Source organism: Blastococcus colisei (assembly GCF_006717095.1).
Classification (GTDB): Bacteria; Actinomycetota; Actinomycetes; order Mycobacteriales; family Geodermatophilaceae; genus Blastococcus_B; species Blastococcus_B colisei.
This window is the reverse complement of sequence record NZ_VFQE01000001.1, coordinates 2414481-2432393: the sequence shown is the minus strand read 5'-3', so window position 1 is coordinate 2432393 and position 17913 is coordinate 2414481. Positions and strand designations below refer to the sequence as shown.

Below are 17913 nucleotides of genomic sequence, written 5' to 3'. Positions count from 1 at the left end.
TCACGTTCGGGCCGCTGGTCTGTAGTCCAGGGTCAGATCGCGCCGGAGCCGTCCGCTGGTGCTGAGCACGCGGATGACGACGCTAACGCCCCCTGGTTCGTGTCTGGCCGGCGTCGGCATCGACCAGCCCGGTGACCACGGGTGCGGCGGGGGCCTCGCCGTCCTCTGTTCCGCGGATCCACGCCATGAGCAGGCCGAGGGCGACGACTACGTGGATCATGCCGGCGGGGATCCACATGATCGCGCCGGCCAGGTGCTGGTCGGCCAGCGGATCGAGTCCCCACGCCTGGGTCGTCGTCGCGTAGCCGGAGTACCAGGGGCTCTGGGCGAACGTGAGCAGGAGCGAGAGCAGGGCGCTCGACATCGCCATCCCGAAAAGAAGCAGGACGCCGAGGCCGGCCGGGACCCGGGCCGCGCGCACGCCGACCACGGTTCGCCAGAACAGCACCCCCGTGGCCAGGAACGTCGCGTGCTCGAGCGCATGGATCGCCGGGTGCTCCAGCGCCGCGTCGTAGAGCGCGCCGGCGTGCCAGGCCCACAGGGCCCCGACGTGCAGCAACCACGCCGGGCCGGGATGCCGCAGCGCCCGCACCCCGGTGGCCAGCCGTAACCGCCTGCGCCACCGCGGGAACGCGCGACGGACGGCGGGCGGACTGCCGCGCAGCAGCGTGCCTCCCGGAGCGCTCACGGCGAGCAGCGGTGCAGCGACCAGGGTGAGCAGCAGGTGCTGCACCATGTGCGCCGACGCCAGCACGCCCCCCAGTGCGTCCACCGGGGACAGCAGCGCGATGGCGAGTGCGACGAGCCCCAGGCCGAAGCACCACGGCCGCCAGCCCTCAGCGGCCCGGTTCGTGGAACGGCCGCGCTGGTACACCACGGCCGCGAGGATGAGACCGCCGAGGGTCAGCGGGTCGGCGTGCCAGGCGGACCACAGGTCGTGCGGTGCCAGCGGCTCGCCGACATGGGCGAGCATCATGCGCACGCCCCCAGGAACAGCGCGGGCAGGCCGACGAACAGCACGGTGGCCAGACCGAGCAGGGAGAGCAGGAACCCACCGAAGGCGAGCGGTTGCCGGTCGACGAGTTCCTCGCTGCCCGCCTCCGGGCGGACCCGGTGCAGCGCCCGCCACCGGGCGAAACCCCACCAGGCGGTGGCCGCGCAGGCGAGCGCGGCGACCGCGGTGGCGACGAGCGTGACGACGGTCGGAACCGGTGGGTCGAACGAGTCCAATCCCGGACCGTCCCCGGTGCAGCCGGCTTCCACCACGAGGTAGACCAGCATGAAGTGGACAGAGCTGATCACCGGGCCGGCCAGGAAGACGACGACCGCCGTGACCGCCCGGGTGTCGACCGACACGTCGACCGGAGCGGGCGTTCCAGCGCTCGCCGTGGCCGTCTCGTCCGGTCGAGAGGAACGGTCCTGCGCGGGGTCCGGAGGGCTCATGTCAGGACCGGGCCGAGGTAGAGGGTGCCGAAGCCGAGCAACCAGATGACCGCCATCGCCACCCAGAAGCGGGCCACGTTCGCCAGCGGGGCGTGCCGGCGGTACGTGTACGTCCCGCGGGACGCCCAGTAGATGACCATCAGCAGCATGATCAGCGCGGCGGATGCGACGACGATGACGAAGCCGGCCAGGGTGTAGAAGATCGAGCCGTAGGCGTGCGCCGTCCATCCCACGTCGAGCTGCACCAGGTCCACGACCTGCACCGCCACCCCACCGGCGGCCAGGAGGAGGGCGGCGTACAGCCCGCCACGGAAGCCACGCATGTCCCCCTGGGCGATCTGCCGGTGCGCGAACGGCACGCCCACCGCACTGACCGCGACGAGCGCCGCAGCGACGACGGCCTGGCCCAGCGGTGGGTTGCTGACCCCGGCCGCCGGCCACTGCGGGTTCTCCAGCCGCAGGTAGAAGTAGCTGAGCAGCAGGGCCGAGAAGGCGACCGCCACGAACAGGATGGCGAGCAGGGTGCCGGACCGGGCCACGATCACGCTGCCGTGGGCGTTGACCGGGACGCCGTACTCCCGCTCGAACTCGTCCTCCTCGTCCGCGGTCATCGGCGCAGGCTGCGGCCAGTTCCAGGCGATGACGGCGGCGATGATGATCACGGCGCCGACCGCCGCGCCCCATCGCAGCTTGACCAGCTCGCTGAGGAAGATCAGCACCACGCCACCCGCGGCGATCAGCGGCCAGATGGACGGGTTCGAGACGCGGAAGACCTCCACGGGCCGCCCGTCCGCGGTGCCGACGACCACCGCCGCCCGCCACTTCAGCGGCCACTGACCGAGCCCGCGGACGAAGTGCATCAGCTGCGGTTCGCCCCGGTCGAGCTCGGTCTGGTCCCACAGCGGGTGCCGGCTGCGCACGATCGGCGGCTCGGTCCAGCTGTGCTGCTTCGGCGGCGACGGCAGCGCCCACTCGAGACTGTCGGCGCCCCACGGGTTGGCGTCGGCCTGCTCCCCTCGCCGGATGGTGCGGAAGACGTTCCAGACGAACACGCCGATGCCGGGAACGATGATCAGCACACCGATCGTGGAGATCAGGTTGTAGATGTCCCAGCCCTGGCCGGCCTCGTAGGTGTAGACCCGGCGTGGCATCCCCATCAGCCCGACCTGGTGCATCGGGAAGAAGGCGACGTTGACGCCGATGAACAGCAGCCAGAAATTCCACTTCCCCAGCCGCTCGTCCAGCAGCTTGCCGGAGAACTTGGGGAACCAGTAGTAGACGCCGGCGAAGATGGGGAAGGCGACGCCGCCGATGAGTACGTAGTGCAGATGTCCGACCACGAAGTAGGTGTCGTGCGCCTGCAGGTCGAAGGGGACGGAGGCCACCATCACGCCGGTGATCCCCCCGATCACGAAGATGATCAGGAATCCGACGACGAACAGGAACGGCGTCTTCCACACCGGCCGCCCGGCCCAGATCGTCGCCAGCCACGAGAAGATCTGGACGCCGGCGGGGATGGAGATCGCCATGCTCGCGGCGGCGAAGAAGCTGAGCACCAGGGGTGGCAGCCCGACGGCGAACATGTGGTGCGCCCACAGCGCGAACGACAGGAACCCGATGGCGACCAGCGAGGCGACGAACCAGATGTAGCCGACCGGACGGTGGCGGACGAAGACCGGCAGGATCATCGCCACGATCCCGACCGCTGGGATGAACTGGATGTAGACCTCGGGGTGCCCGAAGATCCAGAACAGGTGTTGCCAGAGCAGCGAGCTGCCGCCCTGCTCGGGGTCGAAGAACTGGGTGCCGAAACCGCGGTCCAGTTCGAGCAGCAGACTGCCGATGATCAGCGGCGTGAAGGCGAAGAGGATCATGAACGCCATCACCAGGAACGCCCAGGCGAACAGCGGCATCCGGGTGAGCGTCATCCCGGGGGCGCGCATCTTCAGGATGCCGATGATGATCTCGACCCCCGCGGCGATGGCGCCGACCTCCGCGACACCCAGCCCCAGGATCCAGAAGTCCACCGCCAGGTCGGGCGAGTACTCCGGTCCGCTCAGCGGCACGTAGGCGAACCAGCCGACGTCGGGCACCAGCTGGAACAGGGCGCTGCTGTAGTAGAGCAGCCCGCCGAACAGGAATGTCCAGTACGAGAAGGCACCGAGGCGGGGAAATGGCATCTCCCGGCTGCCCAGCATGGACGGCAGGATGAGGATGGCAAAGCCCTCGAAGATCGGCAGGATGACGAGGAACATCGTCACCGAGCCGTGGTTGGTGAACAGCTCGTTGTAGAACTGCGGACTGACCAGCTCCTGCTCGGGGAAGGCCAGCTGCAGGCGCATGACGAGCGAGTCGAAGCTGCCGCCGAGGAGCAGGAAGAAGAAGCCGGTGAGCACCAGCCGCTTGCCGACCAGGTCGTTCTGGACGCCGGTCAGCTGACCGCGCAGCCCTGGCGGGTCGTCCCAGATCCGGTTGAGCTCCTCGGCCGTCCCGGGATCGGTGACCTCCGGCGTGTACCTGCCCGGGTCCGGTGTTCCCTGATCAGTGCTCACGAGGCCTCCTCGCTCACGCTCGTCGGTCGCGTTCGCGAGGCTGCTGTGCCTACGGGCGAGCTCGCGAGCTCGCTCACCCTTGCTGCTCGATCCACGCCGCGAAGTCCTCCGGGCTCTCGGCGACGACGTCCAGCTGCATGGTCGCGTGCTCGAGCCCGCAGAACTCCGCGCAGCTCGTCTCCCACTCCCCCGGCTCGTCGGCCTGCAGCACGAGGACGTTCACGCCGTCGGGGAGCATGTCCATCTTGCCGCCCAGTTCCGGCACCCAGAAGCTGTGGATCACGTCCGCGGACGTCAGGTGGAACTCGACCCGTTGCCCGACCGGCAGGTGCAGCTCGCCGACGGTGGTGATCCCAGCCTCCGGGTAGCGGACCTCGAAGTACCACTGATGGCCGATGACCTCGATCTCCAGCGCTCCCGGCGGGGACTCGTCCGGCAGCGCCCGCATCGCGGCGACCGTCGCACCGAACACCACGACGAGCACGACCAGCGGCATCACCACGCCGCCGGCAACGATCCAGCGCTTCTCCGACGGCTGCCCCTCGTCGGCGCGCCGTCGCCGGAACAGGCCCACCGCGAGCAGCACTGCGAAGAGGACGAACACGGCCACACCGAGGCCGAGCATGAGCCACCAGAGATCCGCGATCGCCTCCGCGGAGGGACCCTTCGGATCGAGGCTGCCGCTGCTGGCCCCACTCACCGGCGGCCCGCCGGTGCTTCCTCGGAGGATTTGGCGTCGCCGCAGGGTGCCGTAGTGCAGACCACGGGCAGTCGCGAGCCGCTCGGGGCACCGACCGCGGGGTCACAGATCATGTCGCCTCCACCAGCCTGCGAGGCGCTCGACCGTACCGGCCCGTGACTGGGCGAGCGACTCCAGCCGAGAGCGTGCCGAGGTCACCGACTCCCGTGCCGGGTCTGTGCAGTCCCTGGCCTCCGTGAAGGCTCACGTCAGCCACATCATCGACGAGGTCGCCGGGACGCATGAACGACTGACCGTGACCAGAAACGGCAGCCCGGTCGCCGTGATTCTCGCCGTCGAGGATCACGAATCACTGGTCGAGACGCTCGAGATCCTCTCCGACCCGGAGGCCGCGGCCGAGATCCGGGAGGCCGAGGCGCAGATGAACGACGGCGAGGTCTACGACGAAGCCGACGTGCGCGCCGCACTGGCGGCACGCCGCCGGTGAGCCGACCGCGGAGCTGCTCCGTCGTCCTCTCCGCGGCGGCCGAGCGCGATCGGATGAGAACGCGGTTCCCGGGAACCCGGCCCGCGTACGGCGGTCGCCTGTCACGACCGCCGTCCGTCAGCCCTCATCCGTTCGGTGAAATGCCTGGCGATCATGTCCGCCACCCGTTGCACGCACAGCTCCCCGATGGCGTCCGAGAGCCCGTGCGGGTCGCCCATGACACCCGTGTCCGAGAGAGCTGTGATCCCGCCGGTGAACAGGCGCTGCAGCACCACGTCGTCCACGGGCCCGGTGTAGCCGCGCACGAGCTGGTCGGTCCGCACCGCGCCCGGCCGGAGATAGGAGTAGACCGAGGACTCGGCGACGTCCGCGTGCCCACCGACGTGCTCGGGATCCCCTCCCGAGTCCTCGACGGCCGATCGCCAGACGTCGATGAGCCCGTGGAGGTCGGAGAACACGATCACCCGGGTTTCGGGGCCCACCAGGTCGTCCAGCCGCTGCTCCATCTCCGCGAGCGGCGCGAAGTTTCCGCCGTGCGCGGAGAAGCAGAGGATGGTGCTGAAGCCGTGCGCGGCCAGGCTCCGGCAGTAGTCGGAGTACACCGCCTCGAACGTCTCCGGCTGCAGGCTGATGGTGCCGGGGAAGGCCATGTGGTGCGGCGACACACCCACCCGGATCGTCGGGGCGACCAGCGCCGTCCCCAGCCGCTCGGCGACTTCTACGGCGATCCGGTCGGCGTGCACCGCGTCGACGTCCAGGGGCAGGTGCCGGCCGTGCTGTTCCACCGCTCCGCACGGGACGACGACGTCGCGCCGCCCTTCTGCCAGCGCGGACCGGACCTCGTCGAACGTCATCGCCTCGAGCAGCACGTGTCCTCCTGATCGTCGTGGGGTCGTCGGAGGGCATCTCACCGCACGTCCGGCATCACCAGGACGACGGCCTCGATCTCGACGGCGATGTCGAAGGGGAGCTCGGCCATGCCGACCGCGGAGCGGGCGCCGCGGCCGGCGTCGCCGAACACCTCGGCGAACAGCTCCGAGCAGCCGTCGATGACGGCGGGGGTCCGGTTGAAGCCCGGCCGGCAGTTGACCATCCCGAACAGCTTGACCACCTGTCGCACCCGGCCCAGGTCACCGAGCTCGGCGCGCAGGGCGGCCAGCAGCTGCAAACCGGTGAGCCGGGCGGCGTCTCGGGCGGTGGCCACGTCCAGGCCGCCGTCACCGACCTTGCCGGTCACCAGGCCGCCGTCGGGCCGGACCGGCCCCATGCCGGAGAGGAACAGCAGGTCCCCGGCGATCATGGCGGGCACGTAGTTGCCACCCGGCCCCATGGGGGCCGGTAGCTCGATGCCGAGTTCTCGCAGTCTCCGATCGACGTCCATGAGCCGATCGTGGCCTCTCGCGCCCCCCGGCGACATCGCTTCCGTCGTCCCCGTCCGTCCAGCCGCCCTGGGGCGCGACGACCGCGTGGCCTTGCCAGGTCATGACGGCGGCCGGTCCCCGAGCCATCCGCATCCGCATCCGCCCGGCAGCTCCCATCAGGCGTACAGGGCGTTTCGTCCCACCGGCCGTGACCGCCCGGACGGCACTCCGGACCCGGCGGGTCACGGGCCGCTGGAATCGACACGAAGGCTCCGCGGGCGCGAGGAAAGGCGTACCCGTCGCCCCGCGTAAGCAGTAGCCTGCGGACGGCTCCGGGTCACCGATCGGCCGCGTGCGTGCCTGTCGGGCACGGCGGCGAACCGGTGTGAACTCCGCGGAGCCGAGGGGGCACGCCGGTGGCTGACCAGGTGTTCTGCTTCAACGGCGTGGACGGCGTCACCGGCTCCTACCTCCTCCCTCCGGTGACGCCGGCGACCATCTTCCGACGTGCCCGCGGCTTCGCCCCCGACCCGCATGAACTGGACGAGCTGCGCTACCGGCGCGAGCTGGCGACGAGGAAGGTGCTGGGCCCCGGGGAGGGCCGCGATCCCTGCGACCTGTCGCAGGTCGGTTGGGGTGTCCTCTTCGCGCAGAGCTGCGCCCCGTCGATCCGGGACGCGCTGCGCCCACTGCTCGACCACCGTCGGGCGCAGGTCTGCGCGGGAGGTGACGACCGCTACTACCGCGAGTTCTGGGGAGAGGACGCCTACCGCCCGGGCGAGTCGAAGACCCGGTTGCTGGCGCGGTACGGGGCGGGACCGGGACCGGTGGACCCCGGGCGCGTGCCGTACTACCTCCTTCTCGTGGGAGGTCCGAGCGACATCCCTTTCTCCGTGCAGTACCAGCTCGACGTGCAGTACGCGGTGGGCCGGCTGTACTTCCAGACGCCGGACGAGTACCGCGGGTACGCGGACGGCGTGGTGGCCGCAGAGACGACGGGGGTCCCACGCAGCCGGAGCGTCGCCTTCTTCGCCCCCCAGAACCCCGGCGACCGGGCCACCGAGCTCAGCCGGAGCGAGCTGGTGGAACCGCTGGCCCAGCGGCTGGCGACCGACCATGCCGACTGGGACGTACGGGCCTCCGTGGGCGAGGACGCGACCAAGCCATGCCTGCTCGAACTCCTGACCGGCGACTCGTCCCCTGCTCTCCTGTTCACGGCGGGGCACGGGGTGGGCTGGCCGGCCGGCCATCCCCACCAGGCGCGGCGCCAGGGTGCGCTGGTGTGCCAGGAGTGGCCGGGACCGGACGCCGACGACGAGTTCACCGAGGAGCACTACCTCGGCGCCGACGACGTCCCGGACGACGCGCACGTGCACGGCCTGGTCGCCCTGCACTTCGCCTGCTTCGGAGCCGGCACTCCCGAGTGGGACGAGTTCGCCCACCGGGAGGCGGGATCGACGCCCGAGCGGCTCGCGCCCGAGCCGTTCGTGTCCACTCTGCCCCGGCGGCTGCTCGGCCACGAGAACGGACCGGCGCTCGCGGTCGCCGGCCACGTCGACCGGGCGTGGGGCTACTCCTTCAAGTGGCCCGGCGCCGGGCGGCAGACGGAGGTCTACCGCAGCTGCCTGGCCCGGCTGCTGCGCGGCCACCCCATCGGTTCGGCCTTCGACTACGTCAACCAGCGGTACGCCGAGCTCGCCGCCGACCTGTCGGCGGAGTTGCACGAGGTGCAGGTCGGCCGCCGCCCCGATCACGTCTCGCTGTCGGCGATGTGGACGGCGAACAACGACGCCCGGGGATTCGTGGTCCTGGGCGATCCGGCGGTGCGGTTGCCCGCGTTCTCCGATGGTCAGGACGCCGTTCCCGGTGGCGCCGCGCGATCGGCCCGGGGGGCCGAACCGCCGGGAGCAGGCAGCCCGCTGGACGACGGACCGATCGATACCCCTGAGCTCGGGACCGACGGTTCCTGGCAGGCGGCGGAACTCCCGCCCGGCTCCCGGCGACGCCTCGTCGCGGCGGCGCAGGAGCTGGCCGACGTCCTGGCGGAGATGGTCCGCGGGGCGAGGGACCCCGAGGTCGCCGTCTACGGAGCCGAGGAGCCCTCCGTCGTGCGGCGGGAGTGGTCAGAGGACGAACCACCGGGAGCCGAGCTGCGCTTTCTCGCCCGGGCCGGCCTGGGCGGCGACGTCCGGATCGTCGTCACCCAGCGGGAGGGCGGGTTCGACACCCGCTACTCGGCACTGGGGTTGGACGCTCTGCGGCTCGCGCAGGAGGAACGCAGACAGTCCCTCCGGTATCTCGCCATGTCGCTCGCCGCTCTTCTCCGTGCGGAGGACGACGCCACGGACAGCGAGCGCCCGGTGTGACCACTCGTGCGGGAGGTGACCGCGCATGACCACGCGCCGGCATCGGCGGGGTGCTGCGATGCGCCGAGCCGGACGGGTGTCCGCGGAGCGACGGCGATGAGCCTCAGCGAAGCCCCCGGCCTCGTCGCTGACCTGGAGATCGGCCTGCACCGGCGCGGCGAGGACGAGTGGATGGCCGAGCTCCGGTTCTCGTCGTCCGAGCGCGGAACCATCGGCACCGACATCCTCACGTCGGGGCCCGTGGACGTCGACCTGACCCGGCTCGCCACCCTGCACCACGGCGGGCCACTCGTGACGCGGCAGTACGGGCAGCTGCTCAGCGACGGCTTGTTCGCCTCCTCGACCGTGCGGCAGGAGTTCGCGAAGGCGCGCACCACGGCGGCCCGCGGCGGCATCCCGCTGCGCCTCCGGCTCCTCATCGCGCCCAGCGCCCCCGAGCTCCACGCCTTGCGCTGGGAGACGCTGCTCGATCCCGACAGCGGGACCCCGCTGCTGACCGACAGCAACGTCCTCTTCTCGCGGTACCTGACGTCGACCGACTGGCGACCGGTCCGCATGCGGCTGCGCTCCGAACTCCGGGCCCTGATCGTCGTCGCCGACCCGGTGAACCTCCAGGGGTACGCCGCGCCGGGCGCTGATCCGGACTCACCGGAACGGGAACTGGCGCCGGTGGACGTCGCCGGCGAGTTGCAGCGTGCGAAGGCGTCGCTCGGCCCGATCCGGACCGATTCCCTCGCCGGCACGGGCAGAGCGACGCTGTCCAACCTGGTCGGCCGGCTCCGGGACGGATACGACGTGGTCTACCTCGTGTGCCACGGATATCTCGTCAACGGCGAGCCGCAGCTGGTCCTCGAGCACGAGAACGGCTCCGTCCACGTCGTCCCCGGCCGCCTGATGATCCAGCGCCTGAAGGAACTCAACCACCTGCCTCGCCTCATCGTGCTCGCCTCCTGTCACAGCGCCTCCGACGGAGGGACCGGCACGCACGACGACGGCGCCGTGTCCGCGATCGGGCCCCAGCTCGTGGAGCTCGGCGTCCCGGCCGTCCTGGCGATGCAGGGCGATATCAGCGTGGGCACGGTCGAGGGCTTCGTCCCGGCCTTCTTCACCAGGTTGCAGGAGCACGGCCGGATCGATCAGGCGATGACCGAGGCGCGGGCAGGGATCCGGGACCGCAGCGACTGGTGGGCGCCCGCCCTGTTCATGCGGCTGCACAGTGGCCGGCTCTGGTACGCCGCAGGCTTCGGACGCGGGGGCTTCACCAAGTGGCCGGCGCTCGTCAATGACATCTGGTCCGGGAGCTGTCTGCCGCTGCTGGGCCCCGGGATGACCGACACGCTGCTCGGTCCTCGGCAGCAGCTGGCCCGCGACCTGGCCGATCGGTACGGCTTCCCGCTGGCTCCGTACTACCGGGAGGACCTCCCGCAGGTCGCCCAGTTCCTCGCGGTCGACCAGGCCCGGGACTTCCCTGTCGCGAAACTGCGCGAGTACCTGATCGTCACTCTGTCGCAGCGGTTGCGCGAACTCTCCGACACCGCAGGTGAGCCGATGCCCCCGCGGTTCGTCGACATTCCGCGCTCGAAGCGGACCAACCCTGCGCTCGCCAACGCGCTGATCGATGACATGACCAACGCGGTATGGGACCGGCTGCACGCCCCCCTCGACGACCCGTTCGCCGTGCTGGCCAGGCTCGATGTCCCGCTGTTCGTCACGGCACAGCCGCTGAGCCTGCTCACGACCGCGCTCAAGGCCGAGGGCAAGAGACCTCAGGTCGAGCTGGCCCGGTGGAACCGCAAGTGCCCACGCTCGATCTTCGAGACGATGCCGGACTACGAGCCGACGCCCGAGGAACCGCTCGTCTTCCACATCTTCGGCAGCCTTCAGCACCCTGGATCGATCGTGCTGAGCGAGGACAACTACTTCGAGTTCCTCCGCACGACCGGCCGGGATCCCGACGCGATCCCGGAGCTGGTCCGGTCGGCGTTCGCCGACAGCGCGCTGCTCTTCCTCGGCTTCCGCATGGAGGACTGGGATTTCCGGGTGCTGTTCCACAGCATCATGAGCCAGGAGGGCGGTGACCGGCTCGAGCAGCACTCCCACGTGGCAGCCCAGATCGACCCCGAGGAAGGGCTCACCCTGGAGCCTGACGGGGCGCGCCGCTACTTCGAGAGCTACTTCCGCTCGCCGCACTCGGTGAACGTGTACTGGGGCAGTGTCGAGACCTTCCTCGGTGAGCTCCGGAGCCACGTCGAAGGGGACGTCTGATGAGCACGCTGGTGCTGCCGCCCGCGACGCTGGACACCAACCCGTTCGTCGGCCCTCGTCCCCTGCGTCCGGGCGAGCCGATCTTCGGCCGTGACCGGGAGATCCGGCGGCTGACCAACCTGCTGGTCGCCGAGCGGATCGTGCTGCTGTACTCGCCCTCCGGTGCCGGCAAGACGTCGCTGATCGAGGCGGGGTTGCTGCCCCGGCTGCGCGACCGCCGCTTCCAGGTCTCCCCGCCGGTCCGGGTGTCGCTCCGGCCACCCGACGCTGTCACCGACGCCAACCGGTACCTGGTGAGCACGCTGCAGTCACTCGAGGCAGGACTGCGGCCGGGGAGCGAGCGTTCCGCCCGCGAGCTCCTCGACCTCGGGCTCGAGGGCTACCTGCAGGAGTGGGCCGCGCAGGACAACTTCGGCACCGGCAACGAGATGCTCGTGTTCGACCAGTTCGAGGAGGTACTGGTCCTCGACCCGGGTGACGACCCGGTCAAACGGGAGTTCTTCGTCCAGCTCGGCAGTGCGCTGGAGGAGCGCGGGCGCTGGGCGCTGTTCAGCATGCGCGAGGACTACATCGCCGGTCTGGACCCCTATCTGGCGGAGCTGCCGACGCGATTGCACACCCGGATGCGGCTGGATCTCCTGTCCCCCGACAGCGCCCGGCGAGCCGCCGAGAGCCTGGCCGCCTCGGGCGGACGCACGTTCCAGGAGCCGGCCGTCCTGTCGCTCGTCGAGAACCTCCGGCGCGTGCAGGCGCAACGGGAGGGCGAGCTCGTCTACGTGCCCGGCCCGGTGGTGGAGCCGCTGCAGCTGCAGGTGGTCTGCCGCCGGCTCTGGGACTCGCTGCCGCCGGACGCCACCGAGATGACCGAGGCCGACGTCGACCGCCTCGGCCGGATCCAGGATGCGCTCGCGGACTACTACGCCACGCAGGTGACGGGCATCGCGGCGGAGAGCGGCGTACCGGAGCGGGTGATCCGTGACTGGTTCGGCCGGCAGCTGGTCACGGAGCAGGGCGTCCGGCGGCAGCAGCAACATGGTCCGGGGGCGGATCCGGCGGCCGCCGAGCGGGTCGTCCGGCTTCTCGAGGACGCACACCTGATCCGCACCGAGGCTCGTCGCGGCACCCGGTGGCTGGAGCTGGCCCACGACCAGCTCGTCGAGCCGATCCGCGAGAACAACGCCGGCTGGCACCTCTTCCACCTGAGCCCGCTCCAGCAACGGGCGCAGCAGTGGGCCGCCCTGGACCGCCCCCATGACCTGCTGGTCACGGGGAAGGTCCTGAGCGAGGCGAAGAGCTGGGCAGCCGAACACCCGGCCGAGGTCAGTGACCTGGAGCAGAGCTTTCTCCGGGCGTCCGGCGGAGCGGAGGCAGACCGACGGCGACGCCGCCGGACCACCGTGCTGCTCCGCTGGCTGGCTGCCGCGCTCGCCGTCGCGCTCGTCGGAACGGGTTTGGCCCTGCGGTCGGCGGAGACGGCGAGGGACGAGGCAGCGGAGCGCTCCGAGGAGGCGACGTCGCGAGCCCTGGCCGCCGAGGCCGCAGCGCAGGTCACGATCGATCCCGCACGTGCCCTGCGCCTCGCCGAGCGGGCGTTGTCCCACGCGACGACCCACGAAGCCGAGGACGCCCTGCGGCAGGCCCTTGCCCAGACGATTCCGGCGGCCGTCCTCACCCATGGCGACACGGTGAACAGCGTGCAGTTCAACCCGGTCGGCGACCAGGTCCTGACGGCCAGCTGGGACCGGACGGCGCGCATCAGGGATGCCGAGACGGGTGAGCAGCTGCGGCTGTTCCCGCACAACGAGAACGTCCTCGATGCCCGCTACAGCCCGGACGGGGAGTTCGTGCTGACGCTCACCGGTTCCGGGCAGCTGAGCACGTGGAGGGTCGACGGTGACTCGGACGAGCCGATCATGACCACCTCCGAGGTCCGGTGGCCGGCCTCGTTCACCCCGGACGGGACGCGGATCCTGGTCGCCGACAGCGCGACGAACGCAGTGAAGATCCTCGACCCGTCGAGCGGCCGGCCCGCGCTTGATCCACTCGTCGGTCACGCGGCCGCCATCAAGAGCATCGCCACCAGCGCGGATGGCGCGTTCGTCCTCACCGCCGGTCAGGACGGCACCGCTCGGGTCTGGGACGGCAGCACGGGGCAGCAGGTCGCCGTCCTCGAGGGTACGGGGGCCTCCGCCTGGCAGGCCGCGTTCCGGGAGGATTCCGGGGCCGTCGCCGTCGGGTACGGCGACGGATCGGTGCGTGTCTGGCGGTGGCCGGATCCGGGCCAGCCACTCGTGCTGGACGGTCAGGAGCACGGCGCGGCCTCCGTCGCCTTCGACGGGGCGGGGAACGTGGTCGCGTACGGGGACAAGTCCCCACGCGTCTTCGACAGCAGCAGCGGAGACCTGCGGCACGAGCTCGAGGGGCATCAGTCCTGGGTGCTGGGCGTCCGGCCCGGCCGGGACGGCCAACGGATCGTGAGCGCTTCCTCGGACGGCACGGTCCGGGTCTGGGATGCGCCCAGCGGTCAGCAGATCGCCGTCCTGCGCGGCCACGAGGACAGCTCCTGGATCCAGGCAGAACTGGACCCGACGGGCGCCGTGGTGGCGACGATCAGCGGACAGTCCGTGCGTCTCTTCCGGCTTCCCGAGCAGCGGGTGCTGCCCGCCGGCCAGGGAGACTGGATCCTGGACGTCGCGAGTCTTCCGGGGGAAGAGCAGGTCGTAGCGGGTGGCGAGGACGGCCATGTCCGGGTGTGGGACGTAGCCAGCGGACAGATGGTCGCCGACCTGACCGGACCAGGTGCCTCGGTCCAGGGGATCGACGTCGATCCCTCCGGCCGATACGTCGCCGCGGCCACTCACGACGGCACCGCGTCGGTGTGGGACTGGCGGAGCGGCGAACTCCTGGCGCAACGGCAGCTGCTGAACATCGCCGTGGAGGTGACCTTCGACGGTGACGGGTCACGGCTCGTGGTCGCCGGCAATCCTGACGTCGTCGCGTGGAACTGGGTCGCGGGCGCCGGCGACGAGGTGCAGACGCTGATCTACGGAGGAATGACCCACTCCATCTTCCAGGCCTTCGCCTTCAGCCCGGACGGCACGTCCTTCGCGACGTCGAGCACCCGGGAGCTCGAGATCTGGAGCAGCGACGGGGTGTTCCAGCGGCAGCTGGGCGGCCACTCAGGCCATGTCTTCGACGTCGCCTACAGCCAGGACGGCACCCACCTGGTGACGGCCGGGGCGGACGGGACCGCACGGATCTGGACCGCCGACGGGGAGCCGGTCCGTACCCTCGAAGGGCATCGCGGGGAACTCTGGTCCGCCGCGTTCGACGACTCCGGGGACTGGGTGGTCACCGGTGGCGACGACGGTTTCATCGGCGTCTGGGAAGTGAAGACCGGCCGGCGGATCGGCTGGCTACCGCGCCATGCCGACACCGTGAACACGGTTCTCTTCACCGGCGGCCAGACGCCGGGCATCCTCAGCGCCAGTGATGACACCACGGTGCGGATCGCCGGGTGTGAGACATGCCTGCCCCGCGATGACCTGCGGTCTGTGGCGGGCGACCGGCTCGCCGCCGACCAGCGGGTCGACCCGAAGATCCCGGCCGTCGGGGAGTGCTTCCCGCACAGTGCCGACCTCGGTCGCCCGGTGGACTGCGACGAACCCCACGGAGCAGAGGTGTTCGCGATCCGGACGCACCCCGGCGGGCCCGATGCCCCGTTCCCCCGCGACGTCTGGGGTTGGATCCGCGAGGAGTGCCAGGGCACGGCGTACAGCGACTACCGCGGCATGGACTACCTCGACGACCTGGAATTCCTTGTCACGGCAGCTGGTCCCGACACCTCGGCGGAGTGGGACCTGGGGCAGCGCACCTTCGTCTGCGTCCTCTTTCCGCTGGACGGCTCGATGGCAACCGGTTCCACTCGGCACACCGCGTGAGACGCGCTCGGCGCCCAGGTCAGCCCTCCGCCGGTCCGCACGTCACCACGGGGCGGTCGTCGTCGGACGTCTCCCAGGTCGCCCGGCACTGTCGTCCTCCCCCGACGGCGGTGACGTCGACGGTGGCGCCCTCTGGGACGCCGCTCACCGTGAGGGTGCGCGAAGCCGTGCCCTCGACCGCCGGGGTCAAGGCCGCATGGGCCAGCATCACCGGGCCGCCACCACCATCGGCCGTGACAGTGACCGTGGCGCCCGCATCGGGATCCGGTGAACGAAAAGCCACCTCCGCGGTGACCGTGGCGCCGTCTGATGCGGTGGAGCCCGCCAGACGGATCGCGCTGACCCCCAGCGACAGCCGTGTCCCGTCAGGCGCCGTGAGCGCCACGACGGCGGCTCCGCCTGCGAGGACCACCGCGACGAGCAGCAGCACGGTCGCCGCGCGGGCCGGATAGGCCCGGCGACGGAACTGGGTGCGGTACCACTCCTTCACCATGACCAGGTTGTTGGTGTTGAGCCCACTCCGGATGCTCACAGTCTGCGCGGTCAGGGCACAGGCGACCGCGAGGACGGCGGCCACGACGCCGGCCACGGCGAGACGGCGCGCTGCGACGTCCGTCGCCGGCTGTCCCGCGGCCAGCAGCCCGAGCCCGGTCAGCAGACTGCCGACCACCGTCACATTCGTCACCACGCGAGACGTGGCGACGTCGATACGGGCCAAGGACTTCGCCGGTGTCAGGTCGTCCGCCAGAGCTCGCCAGGCCAGCACCCGGGGGTCGGGTTCGACCGCGGCCGAGGGGGCGGCGGGGTCGGTCACGGGACGTAGGAGCCTTCGCAGACCTGGGTGTGCGGAGAGCTCCCCCCGGGACAGGTGACCACCACCTGGAACGGCCGGGACGGGGACCGGGTGGATCCCCGATCGCGTCCGACGAGACCCCGGATGCGGCCGCGGTCACCGAACGCGAGGTCGCTGTCGTCGTCCTCGGCGAGCCGCTGGACGAGGAAGGGCGTGAGGTCGACGTGGTGGACGGGGCACTCGTACGCGGCCGGTTCGAGGTTCACGGGCTGGCTCCTGCGGGGGGCGGCGGAGGATCCGTCGTCACCCTAGGTGCGGACGGGTGCCTCGGGGTGACTCACCGTCCCCGTGCTGCGAATGGCGTGCCCCAGACGCTCACCCGCACGTCGTTCGGTCCGACCGGCAGGGACACCCGGACCACAGAGACGGCGAAGGGACCGAGTAGCGACCACCGTGACCGTCGCGACAATCCCCTACGTCGCGCCGTTCCAGTCCGCCCCTACGTCGAGAGCGCGACGACTCGGCATGGCGAATGCTCTAGAAGTCGATCCGGAGCAAGGGACGGAGCGGGACGGGTTCTTGCTCGGCCGGAACCGCTCCCAGCCTCCCCCCGGGCGTGTGCATGAACTCCGACGGCTGCCTGAGGATGTCCCACTCCGCCATCGGGACCGACGCGCGCAACTGGCCGATGTACGACTCATGGACGGGTAGTTCGGCGCTGATCTCGGCCGTGCGGCGGGCACGATCCAGCGTCAGGAAGTTGCCGCGGCCGTCCATGTGGTTGCCGCGGAACCGGACCTGGTGCGCTGGTGCACTCTGGTCCCGGCGCATCGCGAAGAAGTTCTGGACGATCAGCCCCTGCTGCTCCGGTGTGAAGTCGAAGAAGCTCTTGGACCGGTCGGGAACGTAGTCGTACGCCTCGTTCCGGCTGCCCGTGCGTATCGACGCCGAGATCTGTGTTCTCAGTGCGACAGAGATGTAGCCCGTCCCACCATGCTGGTACTGCCAGACATGGGCCATCTCGTGAATCAGTACCTCGGCGTCCCAGGGGGACCGGATGTCGAAGCCGGGCTCGATGCGGATGATGTTGCCGACGGTGGTCCCCGGGGATATCGCGGTCTCGACGATGCGTACCCGGTCCAGGTCCACGGACCTGCCGAACACCGGCTCGACGAGCCTTCTCTCGGCCGCGGTCAGAGGCCGGCCGCCGGGTTCCAACCCTGCCACCTGACGAACCGCCTCCTCAGCTGCCGGGAAGCGGATGTCGATGCCCGGTGCGCGATACGGCCGCTGACGCTGGATCGCTGCTTCGACGCCAGTGCCCACGTCGTCCACGTGCTGTCCCCGCGCGGCCGCCGTCGCCGCCCGCTCCGCCGCGGCGTCGCCGCGATCATCGAGGAGGAGTTCCTGCCCGGACCCGTGGTGCCGTTGCTGGAGAGTGTGGGCCAGCTCGTGCGCCAGCAGCCGCATCCCGGCGACGGAGTGGGGCGCATAGCTGCCGGCGGCGAAGAAGATGTGGTTCCCGACGGTGAAGGCTTGCGCGTCGATGGCGGCGGCGGCCCGATCGGCATCGCGCTCCGTATGGATACGAACTCGGCTGAAGTCATGTCCGAAGATCGGCTCCAGGCGGCGACGACTGTCGGGATCCAGCGCTCGATGGTGCTGCGCCGGCGCTCCTGCTGTCCCGGATGGGAGCGGCGGCCGCCGATGAGTTGCGACCGATCCAGGTCGTCGGTCCACCGTGGCATCGAACGCACACCCAGCCATGCTCGGCACCATTCCCTGCTATCAGCGTGTCGCCTGAGCGACGATCCGGCGAGACGCGCGAAACAGCCGGTCGGGCTGCGTGGCTCTCGACCATGCCCGGGTTCTGCCGTCGGATCATGGGGCCATTCAGCTGCTCGTGGGTCTCGGCGCCAGTGTTCGGCATGTCCGTCACGACGACGTCACCGGACGTACGCGTTCGGCGGCGCGCATGGCGTGACGAGGTGACGCGGCGGTGACG

13 protein-coding genes are annotated in these 17913 nt (G+C 70.7%); 4 read left to right on the top strand and 9 right to left on the bottom strand.

All coding sequences use genetic code 11. The annotated features are described in order from the left end of the window. Positions 1-82: 82 nt before the first annotated feature. The 4 genes from FHU33_RS11540 to coxB all read right to left on the bottom strand — a co-directional run bounded on the left by FHU33_RS11540 (position 83) and on the right by coxB (position 4695). Positions 83-976, bottom strand: a complete 894-nt coding sequence (locus tag FHU33_RS11540) for a cytochrome c oxidase assembly protein (RefSeq protein WP_142025491.1) — start codon at positions 974-976, stop codon at positions 83-85. Continuing rightward, positions 973-1356 carry a hypothetical protein gene (locus FHU33_RS11535; protein WP_142025490.1) on the bottom strand — a complete coding sequence of 128 codons (384 nt, stop codon included), beginning with the start codon at positions 1354-1356 and terminating at the stop codon, positions 973-975. Before FHU33_RS11535 ends, FHU33_RS11540 begins: the two co-directional genes overlap by 4 nt. A gap of 83 nt (positions 1357-1439) precedes the next feature. Continuing rightward, positions 1440-3995 carry a cbb3-type cytochrome c oxidase subunit I gene (locus FHU33_RS11530; RefSeq protein ID WP_142025489.1) on the bottom strand — a complete coding sequence of 852 codons (2556 nt, stop codon included), beginning with the start codon at positions 3993-3995 and terminating at the stop codon, positions 1440-1442. Between the two features lie 73 nt (positions 3996-4068). Then, on the bottom strand, positions 4069-4695 hold the full coding sequence (gene coxB / locus FHU33_RS11525; protein ID WP_142025488.1) for a cytochrome c oxidase subunit II: 627 nt from the start codon (positions 4693-4695) through the stop codon (positions 4069-4071). A 235-nt stretch (positions 4696-4930) separates the two neighbouring features. Between coxB and FHU33_RS11520 the strand changes: the two genes are divergently transcribed. Then, on the top strand, positions 4931-5182 hold the full coding sequence (locus FHU33_RS11520) for a type II toxin-antitoxin system Phd/YefM family antitoxin (protein ID WP_246063526.1): 252 nt from the start codon (positions 4931-4933) through the stop codon (positions 5180-5182). Between the two features lie 101 nt (positions 5183-5283). Here the strand turns inward: FHU33_RS11520 and FHU33_RS11515 are convergent, their stop codons facing one another. Together FHU33_RS11515 and FHU33_RS11510 are read right to left on the bottom strand one after the other, a co-directional pair. Next, positions 5284-6051: a creatininase family protein gene (locus FHU33_RS11515; protein WP_211355086.1), complete on the bottom strand. Its 768-nt coding sequence runs from the start codon at positions 6049-6051 to the stop codon at positions 5284-5286. A gap of 38 nt (positions 6052-6089) precedes the next feature. Next, positions 6090-6563 carry a RidA family protein gene (locus FHU33_RS11510; RefSeq protein WP_142025486.1) on the bottom strand — a complete coding sequence of 158 codons (474 nt, stop codon included), beginning with the start codon at positions 6561-6563 and terminating at the stop codon, positions 6090-6092. Positions 6564-6959: 396 nt separating this feature from the next. On the opposite strand from FHU33_RS11510, the gene FHU33_RS11505 reads away from it, so the two are divergent. The 3 genes from FHU33_RS11505 to FHU33_RS11495 all read left to right on the top strand — a co-directional run bounded on the left by FHU33_RS11505 (position 6960) and on the right by FHU33_RS11495 (position 15115). Further along, positions 6960-8909, top strand: a complete 1950-nt coding sequence (locus FHU33_RS11505) for a hypothetical protein (protein ID WP_142025485.1) — start codon at positions 6960-6962, stop codon at positions 8907-8909. A gap of 96 nt (positions 8910-9005) precedes the next feature. Then, a complete protein-coding gene (locus tag FHU33_RS11500) occupies positions 9006-11174 on the top strand; it encodes a CHAT domain-containing protein (protein WP_142025484.1) in 2169 nt (722 codons plus the stop codon). Beyond that, positions 11174-15115: an nSTAND1 domain-containing NTPase gene (locus tag FHU33_RS11495; RefSeq protein WP_142025483.1), complete on the top strand. Its 3942-nt coding sequence runs from the start codon at positions 11174-11176 to the stop codon at positions 15113-15115. The genes FHU33_RS11500 and FHU33_RS11495 overlap by 1 nt, the downstream gene beginning before the upstream one ends. Before the next feature lie 19 nt (positions 15116-15134). Here FHU33_RS11495 and FHU33_RS11490 read toward each other — a convergent pair whose 3' ends face one another. The 3 genes from FHU33_RS11490 to FHU33_RS11480 all read right to left on the bottom strand — a co-directional run bounded on the left by FHU33_RS11490 (position 15135) and on the right by FHU33_RS11480 (position 17648). After that, positions 15135-15929 (bottom strand): hypothetical protein, encoded by a 795-nt coding sequence (locus tag FHU33_RS11490; protein ID WP_142025482.1) that lies wholly within the window; start codon positions 15927-15929, stop codon positions 15135-15137. Next, complete coding sequence (locus FHU33_RS11485) at positions 15926-16174, bottom strand: hypothetical protein (RefSeq protein ID WP_142025481.1); 249 nt, start codon at positions 16172-16174, stop codon at positions 15926-15928. Before FHU33_RS11485 ends, FHU33_RS11490 begins: the two co-directional genes overlap by 4 nt. Before the next feature lie 271 nt (positions 16175-16445). Then, complete coding sequence (locus FHU33_RS11480) at positions 16446-17648, bottom strand: eCIS core domain-containing protein (RefSeq protein ID WP_170182417.1); 1203 nt, start codon at positions 17646-17648, stop codon at positions 16446-16448. Positions 17649-17913 lie beyond the last annotated feature (265 nt).